The 23,337-nt window shown below is 54.7% G+C and carries 14 protein-coding genes; 8 read left to right on the top strand and 6 right to left on the bottom strand.

Annotated features, from left to right (window positions below):
* Positions 1-22: 22 nt before the first annotated feature.
* From G9Q73_RS05025 to G9Q73_RS05010, 4 genes are all read right to left on the bottom strand, one after another.
* Positions 23-412, bottom strand: a complete 390-nt coding sequence (locus tag G9Q73_RS05025) for an SRPBCC family protein (RefSeq protein ID WP_246345025.1) — start codon at positions 410-412, stop codon at positions 23-25.
* Between the two features lie 154 nt (positions 413-566).
* Positions 567-1,493 (bottom strand): SdiA-regulated/phytase-like domain-containing protein, encoded by a 927-nt coding sequence (locus G9Q73_RS05020; protein WP_177418820.1) that lies wholly within the window; start codon positions 1,491-1,493, stop codon positions 567-569.
* A gap of 448 nt (positions 1,494-1,941) precedes the next feature.
* On the bottom strand, positions 1,942-3,096 hold the full coding sequence (locus G9Q73_RS05015; RefSeq protein WP_177418819.1) for a toll/interleukin-1 receptor domain-containing protein: 1,155 nt from the start codon (positions 3,094-3,096) through the stop codon (positions 1,942-1,944).
* A gap of 473 nt (positions 3,097-3,569) precedes the next feature.
* A complete protein-coding gene (locus G9Q73_RS05010; protein WP_177418818.1) occupies positions 3,570-5,858 on the bottom strand; it encodes a tRNA(Met) cytidine acetyltransferase TmcA in 2,289 nt (762 codons plus the stop codon).
* A 224-nt stretch (positions 5,859-6,082) separates the two neighbouring features.
* On the opposite strand from G9Q73_RS05010, the gene hypF reads away from it, so the two are divergent.
* The 5 genes from hypF (at position 6,083) to G9Q73_RS04985 (ending at position 15,752) form a co-directional block, all read left to right on the top strand.
* Entirely contained in the window at positions 6,083-8,443 is a 2,361-nt protein-coding gene (hypF, locus tag G9Q73_RS05005; protein ID WP_369408838.1) for a carbamoyltransferase HypF, read from the top strand.
* Between the two features lie 28 nt (positions 8,444-8,471).
* A complete protein-coding gene (gene amrS / locus G9Q73_RS05000) occupies positions 8,472-9,554 on the top strand; it encodes an AmmeMemoRadiSam system radical SAM enzyme (RefSeq protein ID WP_177418817.1) in 1,083 nt (360 codons plus the stop codon).
* A gap of 21 nt (positions 9,555-9,575) precedes the next feature.
* Positions 9,576-10,361: an AmmeMemoRadiSam system protein B gene (gene amrB / locus G9Q73_RS04995; RefSeq protein ID WP_177418816.1), complete on the top strand. Its 786-nt coding sequence runs from the start codon at positions 9,576-9,578 to the stop codon at positions 10,359-10,361.
* 238 nt (positions 10,362-10,599) lie between these two features.
* The gene (locus G9Q73_RS04990; RefSeq protein WP_177418815.1) at positions 10,600-14,151 is read left to right on the top strand and encodes an EAL domain-containing protein; all 3,552 of its coding nucleotides are present in this window, start codon (positions 10,600-10,602) and stop codon (positions 14,149-14,151) included.
* A gap of 206 nt (positions 14,152-14,357) precedes the next feature.
* The gene (locus G9Q73_RS04985; protein WP_177418814.1) at positions 14,358-15,752 is read left to right on the top strand and encodes a TIGR03013 family XrtA/PEP-CTERM system glycosyltransferase; all 1,395 of its coding nucleotides are present in this window, start codon (positions 14,358-14,360) and stop codon (positions 15,750-15,752) included.
* Between the two features lie 73 nt (positions 15,753-15,825).
* Here the strand turns inward: G9Q73_RS04985 and G9Q73_RS04980 are convergent, their stop codons facing one another.
* On the bottom strand, positions 15,826-17,100 hold the full coding sequence (locus tag G9Q73_RS04980) for an FGGY-family carbohydrate kinase (RefSeq protein WP_177418813.1): 1,275 nt from the start codon (positions 17,098-17,100) through the stop codon (positions 15,826-15,828).
* 4 nt (positions 17,101-17,104) lie between these two features.
* A complete protein-coding gene (gene queF, locus G9Q73_RS04975) occupies positions 17,105-17,494 on the bottom strand; it encodes a preQ(1) synthase (protein WP_177418812.1) in 390 nt (129 codons plus the stop codon).
* A gap of 175 nt (positions 17,495-17,669) precedes the next feature.
* Between queF and smc the strand changes: the two genes are divergently transcribed.
* From smc to ligA, 3 genes are read left to right on the top strand one after another with little or no spacing between them, the layout of a single operon-like run.
* The gene (gene smc, locus G9Q73_RS04970; protein WP_177418811.1) at positions 17,670-21,176 is read left to right on the top strand and encodes a chromosome segregation protein SMC; all 3,507 of its coding nucleotides are present in this window, start codon (positions 17,670-17,672) and stop codon (positions 21,174-21,176) included.
* 4 nt (positions 21,177-21,180) lie between these two features.
* Positions 21,181-21,975 carry a cell division protein ZipA gene (locus G9Q73_RS04965; RefSeq protein ID WP_177418810.1) on the top strand — a complete coding sequence of 265 codons (795 nt, stop codon included), beginning with the start codon at positions 21,181-21,183 and terminating at the stop codon, positions 21,973-21,975.
* Positions 21,972-23,252, top strand: a complete 1,281-nt coding sequence (gene ligA / locus G9Q73_RS04960; RefSeq protein ID WP_369408837.1) for an NAD-dependent DNA ligase LigA — start codon at positions 21,972-21,974, stop codon at positions 23,250-23,252. The genes G9Q73_RS04965 and ligA overlap by 4 nt, the downstream gene beginning before the upstream one ends.
* Positions 23,253-23,337 lie beyond the last annotated feature (85 nt).

Here is a 23,337-nt window from a genome sequence, read left to right as displayed (position 1 = left end):
GTGGGTCCGTATTAATTGGCCTTCAGACGATTTTTTGTGCGCGACTTTTTCCGCCGGAAATCAGCCAGCGCAATAATTTAACCCACAAAGACCATTCTGTGACTGTAGGCGTAAGATTTAACCGCAGTTCAGCAAAACTGAGTGAATCTTCTATTAATGCATCATGCAATGGACAAAAGATCAGTGGCCATGATAGTCGTGCCATCCCATGAGTTTTCATTTTGAGTGTTTCACGCAGATCAGTTGTATTATTGTCGAGTTCAACTACATCGTAACCATGATAACCATCAAATCCATTGGGTCCAGTAAAGCGGAATACAATACTTTTCCCAGTCACATACTCTTCCACAAAATAGTGAATCGGACCGTGGCCGCCATTTGCAGATACGGACAGAGGCTTATCGAACTTCATTCTAGGCCAAAGTTTGTGGGGCCACAGTAAGTCATTGTTTGAGGATAACGTATCCATTAAAGCACCAATTTTGTCTGATGACACTTGGTATGTGCGACTATGAATATTGGTTACTCTCATTACTTTCTTCGTTTACCGATGTGTTCAGTGTAATTCATATGGAAACGATGTGTATCGACTGTTCTTTTTTCTTACATTGTTCATGCTGATAGCCCTTTTTTGCATCACTCACTGTTACAAGCCGATCTGTTGCAATCCAAGAAACACCTTCTATATTGCAATAAAGAACGTTTCCATTCATATCCTTTGGAAACCTGTAAACCACACCATCATCAATAACTTTCCAGTTATTTAGATCTAATCCTGCAACAAAAATGGCAGATGATTCTTGCGAAGTGATTGCCAACATATTATCACTATTGATATCTATTCCAGAATAATCAATAAATTCCAATGTTTGCGGTAGCCTTATAGATGCAACATATTTCCATTTCTTTCGTTTCTTCTCGAATACCTTGATTCTCCCTGCTCCATAAATCTTACTTGCTGCTCCTGCGTCACAATCATTGCCTTCGCATAAGGCAAGAAGATATAAATTATTATCCTTTACTACCGTAGTAATGCCTTCAAATCCTTTATTTTTTCCCTGGAAGTTATATTTAAGCCATTTTTTCTTTTCTAATGCCAACTCATTATTTACAATGTTTATTCGCGCATTCATCGCGCCATCATTATCATTTGATTCCTCGATCAGATAAAACTTACTGTTTACACGATCATATGTTATCCCTTCATAACCGATTCCATTTTTTGCTGTGCCTAATAGTTTTGCTTCGTGGAGGTCAATATCAATTCGAGCAACCCTGCTATGGTTATCAAAAGCAATATAGAATGAATTATTTGCAAATACCACGCCACTTGGCTCATGGTGTTTTTCTTTGCTTGTATCTCCCAGAAGTTCATGTAAATTTTTTTCATTCACAACATTCAACGCACTGCTTCTGATTATATATTCTTCTGCGGGACAGCCGAATGTCGTAAAAATGCTCAACAAGCATACTAGAAATCTTTCTGTCGTCATGTTCGCTCGCCTCATATTGATTGGCTGAGTTGATATCTTATTGATGCTCAATGAGCCTGCAGAAAGAAACATTGTTAGAAAAAATCTCCTTAACTTACAGTATGCGATCGTTTGAAAGTGCTGGATTCACCGGAAGATATTTTGAAGAAACAGGACTCATTTCCTTGCGAACGTTATGGTGCAAGATTCATCATCCGGCTACGGCCCGATAGGCACTTGATGTGGATTTGATTAGCCCGATGAAGCATCTCTGTGAATAGCAGGTCAGGCGCCGTATAAAAGGTGCTGTGGGAGGGTGCCGTTAGAGCGGCTCCCTATCCCGATTAGCTGTCACAACAATGACACTTGTTTGTAGCCCCTTTTTTCAAGTACGTTCTTATGACTTCAGGACTACCCGACACTAGTGGTGCGCACCCGTTTTTCTATTTTACAGTCGAGAAATCGCTGGCTACCAGACGCGCATCCATTCTTCGAAGACGACAATTCCCACCAAGATATTGAACGCGGCCACGACTAGGGTCAGTACCAGTAAGGCGACCTTCGGTGAGACACTGCCCCTGAAGATGAACTGGAAACGCCGTGTTGCCTTCTCTTGGCCCTTGAAAGCCCGCCGGGCGGTATTCCAGAGCCATGCCGATATGCCGAAGGCCATGACCCATCCAGCGAGAACTATGGTCAGGGCATCCTCGCTCAGGATATAGCGGCCGGAGTTTTTAGATGGGTAATACCAATAAGTAATATCACTGGCACCGATCGCCAGCAGGGTGCCGATTCCGGCATGCAGCCCGATGATGAGCAGCATAGTCAGGAGACCGAGTACCTTAGATCGGGATGCAGGTTGTTTCCTTTTCACCTCTTCCCCATCCTTTTTTTCAGCCTGCGGTGTTATATCATTGGAGTTATCCCCTGGTGACTTTCCGAGCCTGGAAGCCCGAAGCGGATCCAGCGGCGTTTTTTCTGTGCTTTCGAGTAACTCGCCAATCTCTTCGGCCATGGTTGCAAGAAGATCACGCCGTTTTCTCAGCCGTTCGAGTAACGTGCGCGCATCATCAGCAGTTTCGGGATCGCGCATACTCCTTTTAAGATCAACCACCAGAGCACTTTGCTCCTCATAACTCAGGGTGGATGTCGTCTCGACCTGCTCGGTGAGACTCCCGAGATAAGAGATAGGAACTTCCGGTGGGATCGGCAAAGGCTCGGGGAGAGGTTTGGGAGGCGGAAGGGAAGTGAGGGCTCTAGCTAAGCGAAAAGCAGCATCACGATCCTGCTCCCGGTAGTCTACAAATTGAATCTGCGCTAGCGCGGGCGGCAAGAGGTTTGTTGATACTCCTCCAGAGACTACGACGGGTAAGATAGGTTTGCCGAGATCGGCAGCATAGCCGTATTCGCGTTTACAGGCTATGGAGCTTAGCGCTTCCTGGCTCAAGACGAAGACGAATACATGACAGTCCAGAACCCTTGCAAGGATTTGATCCCACCAGGCCTGACCACCGCTCAACTCCTGATCAAACCACACGGTATGGCCTAGCGCTTCTATATCGTCGGCCAAGGTTCTGGCGATAGCTTCGCTCTGGCGGTTATAACTGATGAAAATATTTGACATGTGCCTCTGTAACGATATCCGTCTTTGTAGATATTGTCCTCAAGATTCTGTCCCAGCTAAAGTATCAATCCTGCATATCAGAACCCGACGTATGACGCAGCTACCTAACGCCGCAATTCACCAGAGGCAAAAAGTGGTGTGATGCACGAACATGCTTTTTGCCGTCTGCGTAAAATTGTCTTGTGTACGCCCAGCATGGGCATGAACTTATGGGGTGAAAGTCCCCTGTAGGAGAACCACTGTCGATGATCGGAAATGAGATGCATGGGACCCCCGCTCTGTGGGTAACTCCTTTTATTCCTGTCTATTTGACACCAACTACCAGCCGAGGGCAAGGGCGTCACCGCGAGGTGAGGTCTGGAGGAAGCCTGAGCGCAAAGCGGCGAGCCGGCGAACAGAAACGTCATGTAAGGCCTGTTTCCCTGGGGCGAGCTGACGCATTACGCTATCATGAGGAAATTCTACTTCTGATGTCAGCTGGTTTTCGGGGTGATTACAATTCCCCCCTTTGCTTTGGACGAGGCGGGTTGAGGCTCGCTTGTTTTGAAGCCAAGCTGTTCGATTCTCTCTTTAATAGGCAGATCCCCCATTTCTAATATGAGCTTGCCTACTGCAGTTTTTATCGCTTGCTCTGCCGCTGCCCGGCCTGGCATCTCCATCGCTCTGGCCAGATATTGCCAGTCATGACGTTGAAGTACCTTCATCATCAATAACCGCTGTTCATCGGTGGAGAGCAGTGAGGAGTGTTCGGCATTGGCAAAGAACCGAAGGCAGAGTGTGGTGATTGGGGGCAGGGTGATCTCAAATCCGCGATTGGCAAAGCTGAAGGCGATAAGATCGAGCCAGTCTTGCGATTCCAGGGTTGGGAGTGAGGGTTCTTCCTTCTGCTGCAGCAGCGTGATTGCCAGTGACGGTTCCATCTCCTGCAGGGAATCTCCCAGCAATAGCGGGAAGTGGTTGAGGAAGCGTGTCCGAGCCTGTTGAAACATCTTCTTGCCGCCAGTGGAAGTTGGATGCAGTACGATTATGGAGTGGACGCCACTGCTGGCGCCGCGACGTATGCCGACCCGGACGGGCAGCAGCCCGCCTGCCCGCCAGAAGTGCATCAACTCCTGGGTGGCGCCAAAACTTGCGCCGACATAGTCCAATCCTTCCGCTTCTGTCTGCTGCCGTATCGCAGCCACCATGCGGCGGCCCAATCCCTGCAGCTGGAGTACAGGGTGCACTGCGATGCGCATGATGCGCGCGCCCAGCAGGCAGGCGGCAGTTTCCAGTCCAAGATGGGCGCTCAGTGACTGGGCGAGCAGATGTCCCCGGGGACGGCGGTGCCCGGCCCAGATGGCTTGGGCGGTGGCCGGGGTGAATCCACCCTCGCGGGCGACCAGTGCCGTGGCAACGATGCGTCCCTGGTAGCGCAGCACCGTGATAGTGAGGTTTGGGCCATCCAGGAGTTGGCGCAGATCGAAAGGGGTGGTGCGGTAGTGGGCGAGCACTAACAGGCCAAAGAGATCGGAGAGATCGCTTTCATTGGCGGCAAGGTGATCCCGGTCCAGGGTTTCCAGGACTATCTCTGCCGGATCTATGTGCTGCAGTTCGTCGTCAGGCACTGGTGAGGCGTCGAGTGCAAGGGCGCGAAAGATGAATCTCTCCAGTGGATCACCGGTGGCCCAGCGGATTGGGGTCTCCAGGAAAATCTGTCGCCATTGCGGGCGGCGCTGGTCGAGTATCTTGCGGAAACGCACTGCAAAACCCCGGCCGGTACCTTCGTAACCGTGAATGGTGGAGGCAAAGGCGATGCGGGGATAGTGCTCCAGCAGGCGCTCAAGCATGGGGGAGGGGATGGCGGCTGCCTCGTCCACCAACAACAGGTCGCAGGGAAGCGGGAAGTGGATCAGTTCATCCGGTGCGACAAAACGCAGTTGTGCCTCTCCGAGGTGAATGGCGTCCCTGCTGCATTCTGCTTCCGGCAGCAGACTGCAAGCGCCTTGGAACAGCGGCTCGACCGCTGCCAGCCTGGGGGCGGTGACGAGGATCTGTAACACGCCCTGTTGCAGAAGTCTGGCAGCAGCGATACCCATAGACGCTGACTTGCCGCGTCCCCGATCGGAGATCAATACTGCCGGGCGTCGGCGGTGTCCTGTGACGACCTTGATCACCGCTTGCACCGCACTATGCTGGTCAGCTGTCAGGCAATCCGAATCTTCAACGGAGGGCGGGGTGTCTATCGGTTGAGCTGCCGGAAGCGGGGGCAAGGGCTTATCCTGTTCGATCTGCAGGATCGTTGCATCATCCGTAAGCAGATGGACGAAACGGGAGAGAAAACGACCGCTTATATCACGGGATTCATAACCTGCTACGGTGATACGGGCATATTCCGGATCGTCGAATCCAGGCCACTCACTCAGTGGGGGAGATAGCAGCAGCAGCACTCCCCCGGCTCGGATGGCACCACTGGATGCGCCCAATGCATCCACATCGAGTCCACTGAAGGCGTCGAACACCAGTACATCGATCTCCTGCCCGAGCAGGGTGGTCGCCTTGCTTGCAGGGATGCTGTCGATCTCCGGGGGACTGTCCAGGCCGATCCATATCGAACGATTGAAGGTGAGTCTTTTTAACAGCTCTGCGGCAACCAACCGGCTCCATTGAGGTTCACCGGAGAGCAACAGCATGCCCCGATGGGAGGAGCGACGCCGGTTCTCAATGAATCTGGATACCAGTGAGTTAAGTTCATCAGGATCCGGGAGTAGAGGTTCAGGCATGGGTTGGGGGTGATTCCAGTTAAACAGGCCACTATTATAGTCAGAAGTCTATCGACAGGATTGCTGCGTGACTGCTAACTTTAAATACTGTCTGTCCGGAAACTCATATCTAACCACAAAGAACACGAAGCGCACGAAGGTAACAAATCGATTAACAATAAATTTTCTTCGTGTACTTCGTGCGCTTCGTGGTCAAAAGCAGTGTTTCTGGATGACACAGAACAGTGCCAAAGGAGCAAGCTATCTCTGCTGAAACGATCCGTGTAAGAGGGTTGGTCCAGGGTGTGGGGTTTCGCCCTACCGTCTGGCGCATTGCCAATGAGTGTGGGCTATCGGGCAATGTATATAACGATAGCGAGGGTGTTCTGATCCGGATTTTGGGGGAGCAGAGCGCCTGTGACCGCTTCTGTCGCCAGTTGCTGGAAGAGTCTCCGCCATTGGCGCGGATCGACAGCCTGGAGAGGGAGCCGTCGCTCACCGACCACAGACCGGCAGGTTTTACCATCACAGAGAGCCGGGGGGGGGATATCCATACCGGCATAGTACCCGACGCCGCCACCTGTCCCGCCTGTCGTGCAGAGATCTTTGATCCGGCTGATCGCCGATATCGCTATCCCTTCACCAACTGCACCCATTGCGGCCCGCGTCTGACCATTGTCGAAGGCATCCCCTACGACCGGAAAAACACCAGTATGCGGCACTTTCCGATGTGTCCCGCCTGCGAGCATGAGTATGCCGATCCGGCAAACCGGCGGTTTCATGCCCAGCCGAATGCCTGTCCGGTCTGTGGTCCTGCGGTTTGGGTCGAGGCGTCTGACGGGCAGAAGATTGCAGTTGCCTTGATGGAGAGGCCGGACCCGATCGAAAAGGTCATTCAGCGCCTGGAGAACGGGGAGATCGTTGCGATCAAGGGGGTGGGAGGATTTCACCTCGCCTGTGACGCCACGAACGGTGCAGCAGTGGCGAGACTGCGGCAACGCAAGGGCCGTTTTCACAAACCCTTTGCGTTGATGGCCAGGGATATTGCGGTTATTCAAAAATATGCCCTGGTGGATGAAGACGAAGCCGGGGTGTTGGGCAGTCCGGCCGCGCCGATTCTCTTGTTGGATCGGAGACCGGGCCTGACCCTGCCGGAAGCCTTGGCGCCGGGACAGAGCACCCTGGGTTTTATGCTGCCCTACACGCCGTTGCACCATCTGCTGCTCGCAGGTTGGGAGGTTCCGCTGGTGATGACCAGTGGTAACCTCAGCGACGAACCACAGTGTACCGACAATGTCGATGCGGCCTCACGGCTGCATGGAGTGGCGGATGCCTATCTCCAGCATAATCGTCCCATCGTCAATCGGGTGGATGACTCGGTGGCGCGTTTTATGGATGGAAAACCCCGGCTGCTGCGACGGGCACGGGGTTATGCGCCCAGTCCGATTGTTCTGCCGGAAGGTTTCAAAAATGCCCCACCGATTTTGGCATTGGGAGGGGAGCTGAAGAGTAGCTTCTGCCTGCTGCAGGACGGCCAGGTTATTCTCTCCCAACATCTTGGGGATCTGGAGGATCACCTGATATTCAGGGATTACGAAAGGACACTCGACCTCTATCGCCATATCTTCGATTTTCGGTCGGAATCTCTGGTGACGGATCTTCACCCAGGCTATCGCTCAACCCGGTTTGGCCGCCAGTATGGAAAACGTGAATCGATCCCATTGCAACAGGTGCAGCACCACCACGCCCACATCGCCAGTGCGCTGGCCGATAATGGATGGCCGCTGGATGGGGGGCAGGTGGTGGGTATCGCGCTGGATGGATCCGGTTATGGCGACGATGGCACCGTCTGGGGCGGGGAGTTTCTTATCGCCGACTATCTGGATTATAGAAGGGCCGGTTTCTTCAAACCGGTGCCCCTGCCTGGTGGGACAAAGGCAATCGAGCAGCCTTGGCGTTCTGCCTTTGCCCAGCTTTACAGCAGTTTCGGATGGGATAAATGCCTGCAAGAGTGGGGGAGGCTGGAAGCCATACTCGACTTGCAAACGAAGCCCCTGGCAGTACTCCAGGACATGATGGAAAAAGGACTCAACACGCCCTTGACCAGTTCTTGCGGGCGACTGTTCGATGCGGTGGCCGCCATTTTGAATATCTGTCGGGAAGAGGTGAGCTACGAAGGACAGGCGGCAATCGAACTGGAGGCGTTAATCGACGCGGCTGAGATGGCGCAAACTGCCGGGTATCCATTCGAGACCGCTGCAAGCATGCTGGATGCCACGCCGATGTGGCAGGCACTGCTGGAAGATCTGACTCAGGGTGTGTCCCGAGACAAGATCGCAGCACGCTTCCACCGTGGATTGGCTGATGCGGTGGTTGCGATGGCCGCTTTGCTTGCACTTGAAGAAGGGCTGACGACGGTGGCGCTCTCCGGCGGTGTATTCCAGAATCGCACACTTTTCGAGGCGGTGGTGGTTGGACTAAAGCGGGCCGGTCTGCAAGTCTTGAGTCACCAGCAAGTGCCGTCGAACGACGGCGGTCTCTCCCTCGGTCAGGCAGTCATAGGCGCGGCCCGCCACATCAAGCGCAGAAGCCTGCTAGATTGTTAGTAGATGCAGATGGATTTGAGAGTGCGTCATGAAAACAGTCGTTCCTACAAAATACTGGCATGCGCTGGAGGATGGCCGGGTCCAGTGCGATCTCTGCCCCCGTTTCTGTCATATCAAGGAGGGCAGACAGGGGTTCTGTTTCGTGCGGGAGAACCGGGGGGGAGAGGTGGTCCTCACCACCTATGGCCGTTCCAGCGGCTTCTGCGTCGATCCCATTGAAAAAAAACCGCTGAACCACTACTTGCCGGGCACTCCGGTTCTCTCATTTGGCACTGCCGGTTGTAATCTGGCCTGTAAGTTCTGCCAGAACTGGGATATCAGCAAGTCCAGGGAGACCCACACCCTGGCGGATGAGGCCTCGCCGGAGACGATTGCCAGGGCTGCCCTGGATCTGGGCTGCCGTAGTGTCGCCTATACCTACAACGATCCGGTCATCTTCCACGAATATGCCATCGACGTGGCTCAAGCCTGCCATGAAGTTGGGGTTCAGTCGGTAGCGGTGACCGCAGGTTATGTCTGCCCTGAACCGCGTGAGGCGTTCTATCATCACATGGATGCGGCCAATATCGATCTGAAGGCCTTTACCGAATCGTTCTATCACAAGCTTACCGGCGCCCATCTGCAGCCGGTGCTGGAGACCCTGCAATATCTCAAGCATGAGACCGGTGTCTGGTTTGAACTCACCACTCTGTTGATCCCCGGTGAAAACGATTCCGGGGCGGAACTGGAGGAGATGACTCAGTGGGTGGTCGACAAGCTGGGTCCGGATGTGCCGATGCATTTCACGGCTTTCCACCCCAGCTGGAAGATGATGGACACCCCATCCACCCCTCTGGCGACCCTGACCCTGGCTCGCAGTATCGCCATGAAAAACGGGGTGCGATACGCCTATGTCGGCAACGTCCATGATCCAGAAGGGGATAGTACCTGGTGCCACCAGTGCGGCAAGCTGCTGATCGGTCGGGACTGGTACCAGCTCAGTGAGTGGAATCTGACTCCTGAGGGTAACTGCAAGGCGTGCGGTTCTGCCTGCGCCGGGGTTATCGAAGCCGCTCCGGGGGATTGGGGTCCCAAGCGTCAGCCTGTGCGGCTGGCAGATTATAAGCATTGACGGGGATTGGAGGAGGAGATTATGAGCAATATCAGATTGCCCGCTGTGGCGGGACTTTTCTATCCGGATGATGCCCGGACGCTGCGTGGCATGGTCCAGGATTATCTGGATAGTGCCGATCCAAAAGGTACACGGCCAAAGGCCATCATCGCGCCCCATGCAGGTTATATCTATTCCGGCCCTGTCGCGGCCAGTGTCTATGCCAGGCTTGCTTCAGGCAGAGCGTTCGTTCGCCGGGTGGTGCTGCTGGGTCCCTCACATCGGGTGCCGTTTTATGGTTTGGCAATGAGTTCGGCAGATGCCTTTCGCACCCCGCTTGGGGACATTCCGCTGGACCATGAAGCCATGCAGTCGATCGCCGATCTGCCTCAAGTCAAACTGCTCGATTCGGCACATGTGCAGGAACACTCACTTGAGGTTCAGTTGCCGTTTCTGCAGTTGACGCTCGATCAGTTCAGTCTGATCCCACTGGTCGTGGGTGATGCGACGGCTAATGAGGTTGGAGAGGTGTTGTCCCTGCTCTGGGGTGGCGAGGAAACGCTCATCGTAATCAGTTCGGATCTCAGTCACTACCATGACTATCTGACGGCGCAGAAGATGGATAAAGCGACCTCAGAGGCGATTGTCGCCATACATCCCGATGAGATCGGTTATGAAGATGCCTGTGGCCGTATTCCTGTCAAAGGGCTGCTGCATCAGGTTCGATTGCAGGGACTGGATGGGGAGCTCGTCGATCTGCGAAACTCCGGCGATACGGCTGGATCGAGGGATCAGGTGGTGGGTTATGGCGCTTATGCTTTTTCCTGACGCGCTGTTTCTTGAGAGGCGGCTTCCTGCCGGATCCCCGTGTTGTCCACTTGATCACTTTCCGCTCTGCTGATTTAAGAAAAAATGTTGCTGGCCGCTATCCTGCGTAGTGGAAAAGAGTCAAAAAATATCGGATTTATTGACTATTGGCGGGAACTTCATGATTACTAATAAAAATCCATATTGGTTTGTGCCCGACCGAAGCCGAGGCGGGACGCTGAATCCAGCGTAATCAGAGATGCGGAAAGATCTGAAGAGCCGAAAGCCGACCATTTTCCTGGTCGTGATTTTGATGTTGATTGCAGCTTTGGTGGCTGCTGCTACCTTTATCCTGCTCTATAGGGCTGCATTCAGCCAGCATCTTCACCACCTTTCGATAAACGTCAATCAACAGGCCCAGCTGATTGGAGCTGTGGCCCGCTTTGATCGGAAACATGCCGTTTATTACGCGCAGGATGCGGTGAATGCCACACTCTCCCAGATTGATGATGCCTTACGATCCCAATCGTCCCTGAAGGGGTCTGAAGAGTTTATTGTGGGTCGGCGTCTGGGAGATACCATAAAAGTCATCAGCCGAACAAAAAATTTTGTGGCGGCGGATCCCCCGAATACACTCCCTTGGTCAGCAAAACCCGGTGAGGCAGGTTCCCCCATGCGTCAGGCCCTGGCTGGCAAACAGGGTACCATGGTGTTGTGGGACTATCGGGGCGCAGAAGTGATGGCGGCATTTGCACCGGTGAAAGAGCTCGGGATAGGTCTCGTCATCAAAACGGATGTGGCGGATGTCAGAGCGCCCTATCTCCGCGCAGGCATTTTAGTTGCAGTGGTTTCAGTATTGTTGGTTTTGTTGGGGTCACTGCTGGTCCGGAGGGTCACGCAGCCGATAATCAGCAATCTGGAGTCTTCTGATGCACGCTATCGCAACCTGCTGGATAACATGCCTAACTGTGTTGCCGTCTATCAGGCGGTTGATGATGGTGAAGACTTCATCTTCAGCGATTTCAATCAGGCGGGGGAACGTGCCGAACGGATTGTGAAAGCCGACTTGATCGGCCAGCGTGTGTCGAAAGTTTTTCCTGAGGTTAAGATATTTGGTCTTTTTGACGTACTGCAGCGGGTATGGAAAACAGGAAAACCGGAACAATTTCCCATGGCGTTTTATCGGGATGACCGTATCTCTGGATGGCGGGACAACTACATTTACAAACTCAACTCTGGAGAAGTTGTCGCTATTTATGAGGATGTCACCGAAAAGAAAACCGCAGAACAAAAACTGGCGGACTCAGAGCGAATCTTAAGCGCAATCGTTGATGCTACGCCGGATTGGATCTTTATCAAGGACCACCAGTATCGCTATCTGTTTGCCAACGAGAGTTATGCCCGTGCAATTGGGACGCAGGTCGAATCGATGCTCGGTAAAACTGACGAGGAGTTGGGATTCCCAACGGAACTGATCCAGGGTGATGAGGAGAGGGGGATCATGGGGTTTCGCCAGGATGATAGAGCGGCTTTACAGGGAGAGCACATCCACAATCCCCATGATCCTGCAACGTTTGCGGATGGCTCCTTACACGTCTTTGATACACATAAGATGCCCCTATACGGCACGAATGACCAAATCTACGGGGTGCTCGGTATTGCGAGGGATATCACGGCTCTTGACCAAACCCTTAACGATTTGCGCATCAACGATGCCAGGCTTTCCCTGGCTGAGGCTATCGGCCAGCTTGGCCACTGGGATTGGGATATTGTCGGTAACAGACTGACTTGGTCAGATGAAATCTTCCGCATCTTTGGGCAGGAGCCTGGAAGCGTGCAGGAGACCTATGAGACTTTTCTGAATGCCGTGCATGCTGAAGACCGCGAACGGGTCAAGGATGCGGTCAATACGGCACTTGAAAGTGATGAACCCTATAGCATCGATCATCGAATCGTCCTTGACGATGGAAATGTCCGTTGGGTTCATGAAGAGGCGGAACTGGAGAGGGATGAGGAGGGATATCCGCTCAAGATGTTGGGCGTGGTTCTCGATATCACCAACCTGAAAGAGGCTGAAGAGAAAGCGGAACAGCAACGTATCTTCCTGCAGAATACTATCGATGGTATTACCGATCCGGTGCGCGTGATCGATCACGATTACAATGTCCTACTCATGAACAGTGCGGCCAAGGCCGCTGCGTTTAAAAAGGTCGATAACAAGCAGTGTCTGAAGTGCTATCAGGCGGGACATGGACTGGAGCGTCCCTGTGATGAACTCGAAACCCCGCTCTATGATCATCCCTGTCCCATGAAAACGGTATTTTTTACCGGCAAACCGATGGTTATCACCGAAACGCTGGCTGACAGCAGCGGTAAGAAGAGAACCTATGAACTCTCATTCAGTCCTCTGCGTACGCTGGGAGGCGAGTTGCAGGGCGTCATTGAGACGAGCCGGGATATCACTGATCGCCTGGGGATGGAACAGAGCCTGCTTGAGAAAGAGAGTCACCTCGAACAGTTGACCTATTTGGATCAATTGACCCACCTTCCCAATCGTCTGTTGTTCATGGATCGTCTGCGTTTGGGGATCAGCGCGGCCCATCGTGAAAACCATCCACTGGCAGTGCTCTACATCGATCTTGATCGTTTTAAGCAGATCAATGAGAGCTTTGGTCATGAAGTTGGTGATCAGTTACTGCTCGATGTGGCGTTACGCCTGCGGGGTACCTTACGGGAGGACGATACACTTGCCAGGTTCAGTGGGGATGAGTTCGTCGTGATTACCGGCTACCTGAAACAGCCGGAGCATAGCGCTGTTCTGGCGCAGAAACTTCTTCGCAGTTTTGACCAGCCGTTTGAAGTCGCACAGCATCAGCTCTATCTGACCGCGAGTGTCGGTATCAGTATCTATCCGCAAGATGGCACCGATGCCGATGAGCTGTTGCGTGATGCCAATACGGCAATGTTTCAGGCCAAGGGCGAAGGCATAAACAGTTTTCAATTCTATAGGGACGAAATGACCGCCCAGGCCTTTGAACATGTGCTGATGGAGACCAGTCTTCGTGGCGCTTTGGAAGAGGATCAACTGCGCCTCTACTATCAGCCGCAGATCAGTCTTGAGAACGGCAGAATCATTGGCGCCGAAGCGTTATTGCGTTGGGAGCACCCCGATATGGGGCTTGTTTCTCCCGCCAAGTTTATCCCGTTGGCTGAGGAGACAGGTTTGATTCTGCCGATCGGAGAGTGGGTGACACGTACGGCCTGTCGGCAGCTGAAAGCGTGGAAGGACGCAGGTATCGAGTTGGGATGCATGGCGATCAATCTTTCCGCCAAACAGTTCAGAGCATTGGATCTGGTGGAGACGGTGACCGGTATACTCCAGGAAACGTGCTGCCCGGCGCAGAGGATCGAGTTTGAGATCACCGAGAGCCAGATCATGGATAATTCCCCACGATCCATCCAGATGCTGGACAAGCTGCGTGATCTTGGCGTCGGAATTTCGATTGACGATTTCGGCACGGGATACTCATCCATGGGGCAGCTGAAAAGTTTGCCGATCACGAAACTGAAAATCGATCGCGTCTTCGTGCGGGATGTAGCGGAGAATGCTGATGATCAAGCGATCGCGGAGGCCATAATTGCGATGGCAAAAGCGTTGGGGCTGGTAGTCATTGCCGAAGGCGTGGAGACGGTGTCGCAGAAGCAGTGCCTGCAACAAATGGGTTGTCAGCAAGTGCAGGGTTTTCTTTACCAGCGGCCCGTGCCTGCAGAAGCATTTGCTCGATATGTAGAGGAGGTGGGGCTGGCGTAGAGTGGAAATTGAGAATGGATCTCAACCAAGTCAAAGAACAGGGTTTACAGGCAGCGCCTTCCGGTGGAATGGCTATGGAATAGTGTATACTCCTCCGAGGTTGGGAAACAACGGACGTTTTGCCTGTAGGTTTTATTGAGAGTCAGCTCTGATTACGAGTGTCTATGACTCGCTGATCCAATATTTTGGAGTGAATCGACTGTTCGATGATCAGGTTGTTCGGCTACTTCATTTCAAAGTCATTTCTTATTTTGGGGGAGATTGAGATCCTTGTCTTTGCAGGATCAGTCTGGCTGGCCCTCTATCTCCAACACTTTTTCTCCTCCCAAAACACGGGTGGACTACCCGAAGAGATGCTGCCGTCAGCCAGCGTCTATGCGCTGGTGATGATGAGTTCCATGATCGCTCTGGGACTTTACCAGCGCGGTGTCCTGGAGCGTGCGTCAGGGTTCGTGCTGCGGCTACTGATCGTCTTTGGTATCGGCGCGGTCCTGATGAGTCTTATCTTCTATATCTGGCCCGAGATCTCGATTCCACGAAAAGAGTTCGGTCTCAGCCTGCTGATCTCCATGGCGGGCGTGTTGATTTTGAGGTCGATTTTTGTCCGGGTAACAGGGGCTGATTCCCGAAAGCGGCGTGTATTGGTTCTGGGAACCGGCATCAATGCCGACAGAATAGAAGAACTCTATATTCAAAACCCGACCCTGGGATTTGTTGTCGTCGGTTTTGTAAACCTGGGGGACAGCATCAGTCTCATTGATGACTACCGGCAGATTCCCAAGGAGCAGGATCTCTACGACATTGCGATTCGCATGGCGGTGGATGAGATTGTGGTTGCGGTGGATGACCGCCGAAAGGGCTTGCCAGTCAATGAGTTGCTTGATTGCAAGATGCGTGGAGTGGAGATACTGGACCTGCTGACCTTTTTTGAAAAGGAAGATGCAATTATCAAGATCGACCTGTTGCATCCCAGTTGGATATTCTTCTCAACCGGCTTCTACAGCGGTGCATTATCAATCCATCTGAAACGGGTTTTGGATATCGTCTCCAGTCTCATATTGTTGATCTTGTTTTTGCCGGTGATGTTGCTTATCGCAATCACCAGTCTGATCAGTTCAGCCGGGCGCCATCCGGTATTTTACCACCAGACCCGTGTCGGTAAGGATGGCAAGCTGTTCCGTATCCACAAATTTCGCAGTATGAAGGTGAACGCCGAGGCGGATGGTGCCCGCTGGGCGAGCAGGAACGATACCCGCGTGACCCGTTTGGGCGGATTCCTGCGTTTTGCGCGGCTCGATGAACTGCCCCAACTCTATAATGTCCTCAAGGGGGATATGAGCCTGGTCGGTCCCCGGCCTGAACGCCCTGAGTTCGTGCAGCGCCTGAGCCAGGAGATTCCATTCTATTCGGAGCGCCACCGGGTAAAACCGGGGATGACCGGTTGGGCTCAGCTGATGTACGCCTACGCCGCCAACCGGGAGGATACCCGTAAGAAGCTGGAGTACGATCTCTACTATGTAAAAAATACCGGCCTCTTTCTGGACCTGATCATCCTGCTCGAAACGGTGGAAGTCGTGCTGCTGGCCAAGGGCGCGAGATAAACTAGTCTACGCTCAAACGCCGGATCCTATGTAGGCCTGATCAAGCGCAGCGGATCAGGCATTCTCGACTGGATCAGCTGACCGCCGCCAGCGCCAACAGAGCGGTCCCATAGGCTGCCTGTTGCTGTACTGCCCGCTCCACCGGAACACCCAATAACCGCTCCCGAATCCGGCGCCAGGCTTCATTGCCCGCACCCCCTCCTATCGAGATAACCCGTCTGGGTGCGGGTGCACCCAAACGTTGCAGAAGCGCGTAACCCTCCCGCTCGATATTGGCGATACCCTCAAGAATGCCCTGAAAGTAGCGCGCATCGTCTTCAGGACGGGGGTTGAGACGGGGTGCAAAACCGGGATCATTGACCGGGAAACGCTCACCAGGCTGTAACAGCGGATAGTAGTCGAGCCCGGTCGGATTATCCGGCTCTATCTGCTGTGTCAGAGTGGTCATCTCTTCCCTGCTGAATAGATCCGCACAGACGGCGCCGCCACTGTTGGAAGCACCGCCAACCAGCCAATGCTCTCCAAGCCGATGGCTGTAGATGCCAAATTCCGCTGCAAATACCGGCTGGTCAGAGAGGATCTTCAACACCAGTGTACTGCCCAGGGAGGTAACGGCATCACCGATCTCCGCCGCGCCGGTCGCAAGTGTCGCGGCATTGCTGTCGGTGGTACCCGTGACAATGCGTGTGCTGGCGGGCACGCCTGTTGCGTTTGCCACCTCAGCTCTTAATCTGCCGATGATCGTCCCAGGCGGTCGCACGTCGGGCAGGCAGCCCGACGGCAGCACCAGGGATTTCATCCAGGTGGGCCAGCGGCGTTGCACCGGGTCGTACCCCAGTTTCAGACAGTTGTTCTCGTCACTGAGGCCAAAATGGCCACTGAGCCTGCCGAGTATCCAATCTGCCTGATGCAGTGCCAGGAAATTTTCGCTATCGATCTGCCGCCGCAGATAGAGCAGTTTGGCAAGGCTGGAGAATGCGCTGTTGACCGGACTGCTTGCAGGGGCCGCTCGAGCCAACTCGGGCAGGAGAGCCTTGCTGCGGCTGTCGTTATACATCAGGGCGGTGGTGAGCGGTGAACCCTGCGGGTCGCAGAGCAACAGGGTGGAAGATGTACCATCGACTGCGATGGCCTGTATATCTACCCCTTTGATCTGCTGGGCGACCGATAACAGCACGTCCAACACTGCATCCCACCAGCATTCCGGGCGTTGTTCGCTGCTGCCTTCACCCCCCCGTTCGGGAGGCGGAAGGTCGATAACGGCCTCTGCAACGATCGATTTTTCACTATCAATGGCAATTGCCCGCACGCCCGAGGTGCCGAGGTCGATGCCGATGCAGCAATCCATTGGGTCAGGGCAGGGTAACGGCGTCCGGCGCTGTCCAGTCGTCGGCCTTGTGGTCGGCCACCACCGTTGTGTAGATGCCGCCGCGCACATTGAATTCTGCGGTCAGGCGCATATAGCGAGGCTGAGTGGCGGCTACCAGATCGCTCAGAATCTCGTTGGTGACTGCCTCGTGGAAGGCCCCCACGTCACGGAACGACCAGATGTACATCTTGAGCGCCTTGAGTTCAACGCACTGTTTGTCGGGTACATACTCAAGGGTCATCTCCGCGAAATCCGGCTGTCCTGTTTTGGGGCAGAGACAGGTGAATTCGGGGATGCTGATGCGGATGGTGTAGTCCCGCTCAGGCCGTGGATTATCGAAGGTTTCCAATTCTTTGCTGGGCTGACTGGGCATGCTTTTTTCGTCACAGGATAGATTGATTTGGCGGTGATTATACGGGAGTATCTCTTCACTCAGAAGTGACGGCTTAATTACAATAAAAAACAATAAGATAAATTAATATATTAAAGCTAATTATTCTATAATTCGCCCTGTATCAACGGCGATTTTTCGTGTATCTTAGCGGCCCATGCGACTGGAGAAAATCAAACTCGCCGGATTCAAATCGTTTGTCGATCCGACAACGGTTCCGATGCCCAGCAATCTGGTGGGAGTTGTTGGCCCGAATGGTTGTGGAAAATCCAATGTCATCGACGCTGTGCGTTGGGTGATGGGGGAGAGTTCCGCCAAGATGCTGCGTGGCGAATCGATGGCCGATGTCATCTTCAACGGCTCCAGCGTTCGCAAACCGGTAGGCACTGCAGTTGTCGAACTGATTTTTGACAACAGCGAAGGCCGGGCGGGTGGGCAGTACGCCAAGTACAGCCAGATCTCAGTAAAGCGGCAGGTATCCCGGGACGGTCAGTCGCTCTACTCTTTGAACGGCATACGCTGTCGCCGCCGGGATATTACCGACCTCTTTCTTGGAACAGGGCTCGGGCCGCGCAGTTATTCGATTATCGAACAGGGCATGATCTCCCGTCTCATTGAGGCGCGCCCGGAAGATCTGCGCGCCTTTCTGGAAGAGGCGGCGGGCATATCCAAATATAAGGAGCGCCGCCGGGAGACGGAGAAGCGCATCCGCCATACCCGGGAAAACCTTGAACGCCTCACAGACCTGCGGGACGAAGTCGCGAAACAGCTGCAACATCTGCAACGACAGGCTGCCACTGCAGAGAAATACCAGCATCTCAAGCAGGAGGAGCGACAGGTAAAGGCGGAGTTGCTGGCGCTGCGCTGGCGCACTCTGGATGAGGATCTGCAACAGAGTGAACGCAAATTGGCGGAGATGGAGAATCTGCTGGAAGCCGCACTCGCCGGTCAGCGCAGGTTAGAGGCCGAGATCGAGTCGGACCGGGAAAAACATACGGAAGCCAATGATCGCTTCAATGAAGTGCAGGGGCAATTCTACGCCTTGGGCGCAGAGATCTCCGGACTGGAGCAATCGATCCAGTTTGCCCGCGATACCAAGAGACAGCAGGAGTTGGATCTGGAACAGGTCGAGCAGACCTGGCAGGAGTCGGATGCCCACCGTTCCCAGGATGAGGCACGACTGGAGGAGCTTAACGGCGACCTGATGCTGGAGGAGCCTCGCCTTGAAGAGGCGCGGGCGCTGGAGAGCGAAACTGCTGAAGCACTGCTTCAGGCAGAGCAGGCGATGCAGACCTGGCAGGCAGAGTGGGATCAGTTCAATCAACAGGCGGCGGAACCGGCGCAAACCGCACAGGTCGAGCGAACCCGCATCAACCACCTGGAGCAGCAGGGCGATAACCTGCAGCGCCGCCTGCAGCGTCTGGACGAAGAGCTGGGGCGCCTCGATGATACCCGACTGCTGGCGGAGATCGACGAACTCGAGGCACTGGAGCAGGAGCAGGAGGCGCGGGTCGAAACCCTGCAGGAGCAGCTTGCCGGCAAAGTCGAGGAGATCAATGCCCAGCGTGAAGCCAACAGCCAGTCGGCCCGCCGACTCGATCAGGCAAGGGCCGAACTACAATCGGGAAAAGGGCGGCAGGCCTCCTTGGAAGCCTTGCAGCAGGCGGCGCTTGGTAAGAAGGGCGACGAGGTGGCGCAGTGGCTGGAGCAGCGCGATCTGCAGCAGGCGGCAAGACTGGCCCAGAGTCTCAAGGTAGCGCCCCGCTGGCAGCGTGCGGTCGAGATCGTACTGGGTTTTCATCTGCAGGCGGTTTGTGTCGATACACTGGATGAATTGAAAGATCATCTGGAAGGGTTGCAGAGAGGCGCCTTGACGCTAGTCGAAAGGTTGACCACATCCTCTTCCGGGAGTTTTGGCAACGAGAGTCTGCTGGCACAGGTCGAATCGCCCTATCCCATGGAGAGTCTGCTTGGCAGTGTGCGCATTGCTGAGGATTTGGACACTGCGTTGACGATGCGCAGCAGCCTTCCCGCCGGCGCCTCAATCATCACACCGGAAGGCCACTGGATCGGTTCCAACTGGCTGCGCGTTACCCGAGAGCGTGATGAAAGCGCCGGTGTGCTGGCCAGGGAAGAAGATCTGCGAAGACTGCAGGTAGAACTGGCGGCACAGGAGACGATGGCTGAGAGTCTGCTGGAGTCGGTGGAAAACGGCAGGGCCGCGCTGCAGCAGATTGAACAGGCGAGGGAACAGGCCCAATCCGCCTATAACGATGTCAATCGCAAACTCTCCGAGATCAGGGCCAATCTCAGCGGCAAACGCACCCGTGCCGATCATCTGCGCCAGCGCCGGGATCAACTTCAGCAGGAACAGCTTGAGATCCGTGAACAGATCGGGTCGGATCGAGAACTAATGGAGCAGACGCGGCAACACCTGCACGCTGCACTGGAGGCGATGGAGACCCTGGGCAAACGACGTGAGGAGCTGGTGCAACGGCGGGATGTCTTGCGGGATCAGCTTGTCCAGGTCCGGGAGCGGGTCAATCAGCAGCGCAGCCAGACCCATCAGGCGGCACTGCAGATTGAATCGATGCGCACCGCACAGCGCTCCCTGGTGCAGAATCTGGACCGCATGCGCAGTCAGCTGAGCCATCTGGCCGAACGCCGGGATGAACTCAAGGGGCTGCTTGCTGCCGGTCATGAGCCATTGCAGTTACAGATTGCAGAACTGGAAGAGAAGCTGGCGCAGCGTGTTATCGTGGAGAAGGCGCTCGCCGATGTACGTAGAGGACTTGAAGGGGTGGATACGCAACTACGTACCCTTGAGCAGGAGCGCCACAAGGCAGAACAGCAGGTGCTGGAACGGCGCGGCCATCTCGATCAGAGTCGTTTGCAACGCCAGGAAGTGCTGGTGCGTTGCAAGACCCTGGAAGAGCAACTGCGGGAGACCGGTATGGAGGCGGAGGCGCTCTTCCGCGAGATGCCGGAGGATGCCACTGAGCAGGCCTGGCAGCAGCGGGTCGAAAGACTGGGCATGAGAATCCAGCGTTTGGGACCGATCAATCTGGCGGCTATCGATGAGTTTCAGGAGCAGTCGGAACGCATCAAGTATCTGGATGAGCAGCATGCGGATATCACCCAGTCCCTGGAGACGCTGGAGAACGCCATCCGCAAGATCGACCGGGAGACCCGGACCCGCTTCAAGGAGACCTTCGACCAGGTCAACTCCGGCATCAAGGAGCTGTTTCCGCGTCTCTTTGGCGGAGGCCACGCCTATCTTGAGCTCACCGGCGAGGATCTGCTGGATACCGGCGTCACCGTAATGGCGCGTCCACCGGGCAAGCGGAACTCCACTATCCATCTCCTCTCCGGTGGTGAGAAGGCCCTGACTGCGGTGGCGTTGGTCTTTGCCATCTTTCAGCTCAATCCGGCCCCCTTCTGTATGCTCGACGAGGTGGATGCCCCCCTGGATGATGCCAACGTCGGCCGTTTCTGCGATTTGGTGAAGTCGATGGCCGACCGGGTGCAGTTTATCTTCATCACCCATAACAAGATCACCATGGAGATCGCCAATCAGCTCTCCGGTGTCACCATGCACGAACCGGGTGTCTCCCGACTGGTCACCGTCGATGTGGAGGAGGCGGCTCAACTGGCTGCCATTTAGGACGATGGAAAGTGGACTACTGCGACTGATTCTGCTGTTTTTGGGTATCGCCTTCCTGGTGGGTATCTACCTTTGGGATCGAACCCGGCGTAGTCGGGACACTATCCAGGCAAAGCCACGTATCACTCCGGAGATGGACATAGTTTCCGACGATCAGGAATCTGAGGATGCACCGTGGGATATGGCGTCGCGTGATCCGGAGAATATCGAACAGGAGTTGGAGCACCTCGACACGATAGTCGCTGATGACAGGGATCAGCTGGATGAATCTGCGGAGGAGACTCCGTTCGTCAAAACCAATCTGCCTTTCGTAGCGCAACAGGAGCTCTTCAGCTTCAGTGCGGACGAAGCCTCTCCTGTGGATGTGCCGATAAAGATATTGCAGATCAATCTTGCTGCCAAGGGGGATGATTTCACCGGGTCTGCAATCATGGAGGCGGTCAAGGCCAGTGGTCTGGCAGTGAGTGAGATGAAGATATTTCATCGCTATACCAAAGATGGCAGCCAGAAGACTCTGTTTAATGTGGTGAGCATGGTGGAGCCCGGTATCTTCCCCATCGAAAAGATGGAGGATTTCACCACGCCGGGTCTGATGCTGTTTGCGCAACTGCCTGGGCCTGAGGATGGGCTGGCGGTTTTCTCCGATATGCTGTTCACGGCAGAGTGTCTGAAAGAGACCCTGGGTGGCGAGTTGCAGGATGAAACACATAGCTCATTGACCAAACAGACCATCGAAAACATGCGCAGTCAGATTTTGGAACATCGGCGTCTGCTCCGGCTTGCCAGGAGCCGTGGGTGATATCTGTTAAAGAAGCGGCCAGCCGGATCGACAAGCTACGAGACGAAATCAACTTTCATAACCAGCAGTACCACGTCTACGATGAGCCCCGGATTCCTGACAGCGAGTATGATCGGCTGATGCTGGAACTCCAGTCCCTGGAGAGCGACTTTCCAGATCTGATTACCCCTGAATCACCCACGCAACGGGTTGGCGGCGCGCCGCTGGAAGGTTTTGATACGGTCAAACATCGTCTCCCCATGCTCTCTCTTGATAACGCCTTCAATGCTGCTGAGCTGGAGGATTTCGATCGCCGGGTTCGTGAACGTCTCGAACTGGCAGATGATGAGTCGATTGCCTATGTCGCCGAACCCAAGCTGGATGGGCTGGCCGTCAACCTGAGATACGAACAGGGAAGACTGGTGCTGGCGGCCACACGGGGTGATGGTGCCAGCGGCGAGGATGTGACGAGCAATGTTCGCACCATCTCCGCCATTCCCCTGCGTCTGTTGGGAACCGACTACCCGGCCGTGCTCGAGGTCAGAGGGGAGGTCTTCATGCCGAAGGCGGGGTTCGAGAAGCTCAATGAAAGGGCGCGCAAGGCAGATGGGAAAACGTTCGTCAACCCTCGCAATGCCGCTGCCGGCAGCCTGCGGCAACTCGATCCCAGGATCACCACCACACGCCCCCTGACCTTCTACTGTTATGGATTTGGCGAGATCGATCCGGCGCCTATCGGCGAGACCCAGAGCGACAGCATCCTACGATTGCGACAGTGGGGGTTGCCGGTGTCGCCGGAATTGCAGGTAGTGCAGGGTGCTCAGGGCTGTATCGACTACTATGAAAAGATCGCCGTACGTCGGGACGGTCTTGAATACGATATTGACGGTGTGGTCTATAAGGTGGATCGCCTCTCCCGGCAGAAAACTCTCGGTTTTGTTTCCCGTGCGCCGCGCTGGGCCATTGCCTACAAATTTCCTGCCCAGAGTGCTGACGGAGTCAGAAAACCGATCCGAGTTTCAGGTGGGGCGCACCGGTGCGAATGCGGTGGCTCGTCTGCAGCCTGTTTTGTTGGCGGCGTGACGGTCAGCAATGCCACGCTGCATAACATGGATGAGGGTCGAACGCAGGATGCGGGTGACGATACCGTGTTCGTGCGCCGGAGCGGGGATGTATTCCGAGGTCGCGCGTGTTCTCGTTGGTATCCGGCAGTAACCCGTAAGGTGGCGCTGCCTGCAAACTGCCCGGTCTACCCCGTACGTATTGCTCCAGCTCGACACCATGAGTCAACCGTTTGAGGTTGATCCTCCAGTGACCACCCCATGACGCGCACCACTGCTCCCGCGTTCCACCTGGCGGCTCGGGTGCATCCAGCCGGTTGGC

Source organism: endosymbiont of Lamellibrachia barhami, assembly GCF_011947365.2.
GTDB lineage: Bacteria > Pseudomonadota > Gammaproteobacteria > Chromatiales > Chromatiaceae > QGON01.
The sequence above is the reverse complement of the archived record's forward strand: the minus strand, read 5'-3'. Positions and strand labels throughout refer to the sequence as shown.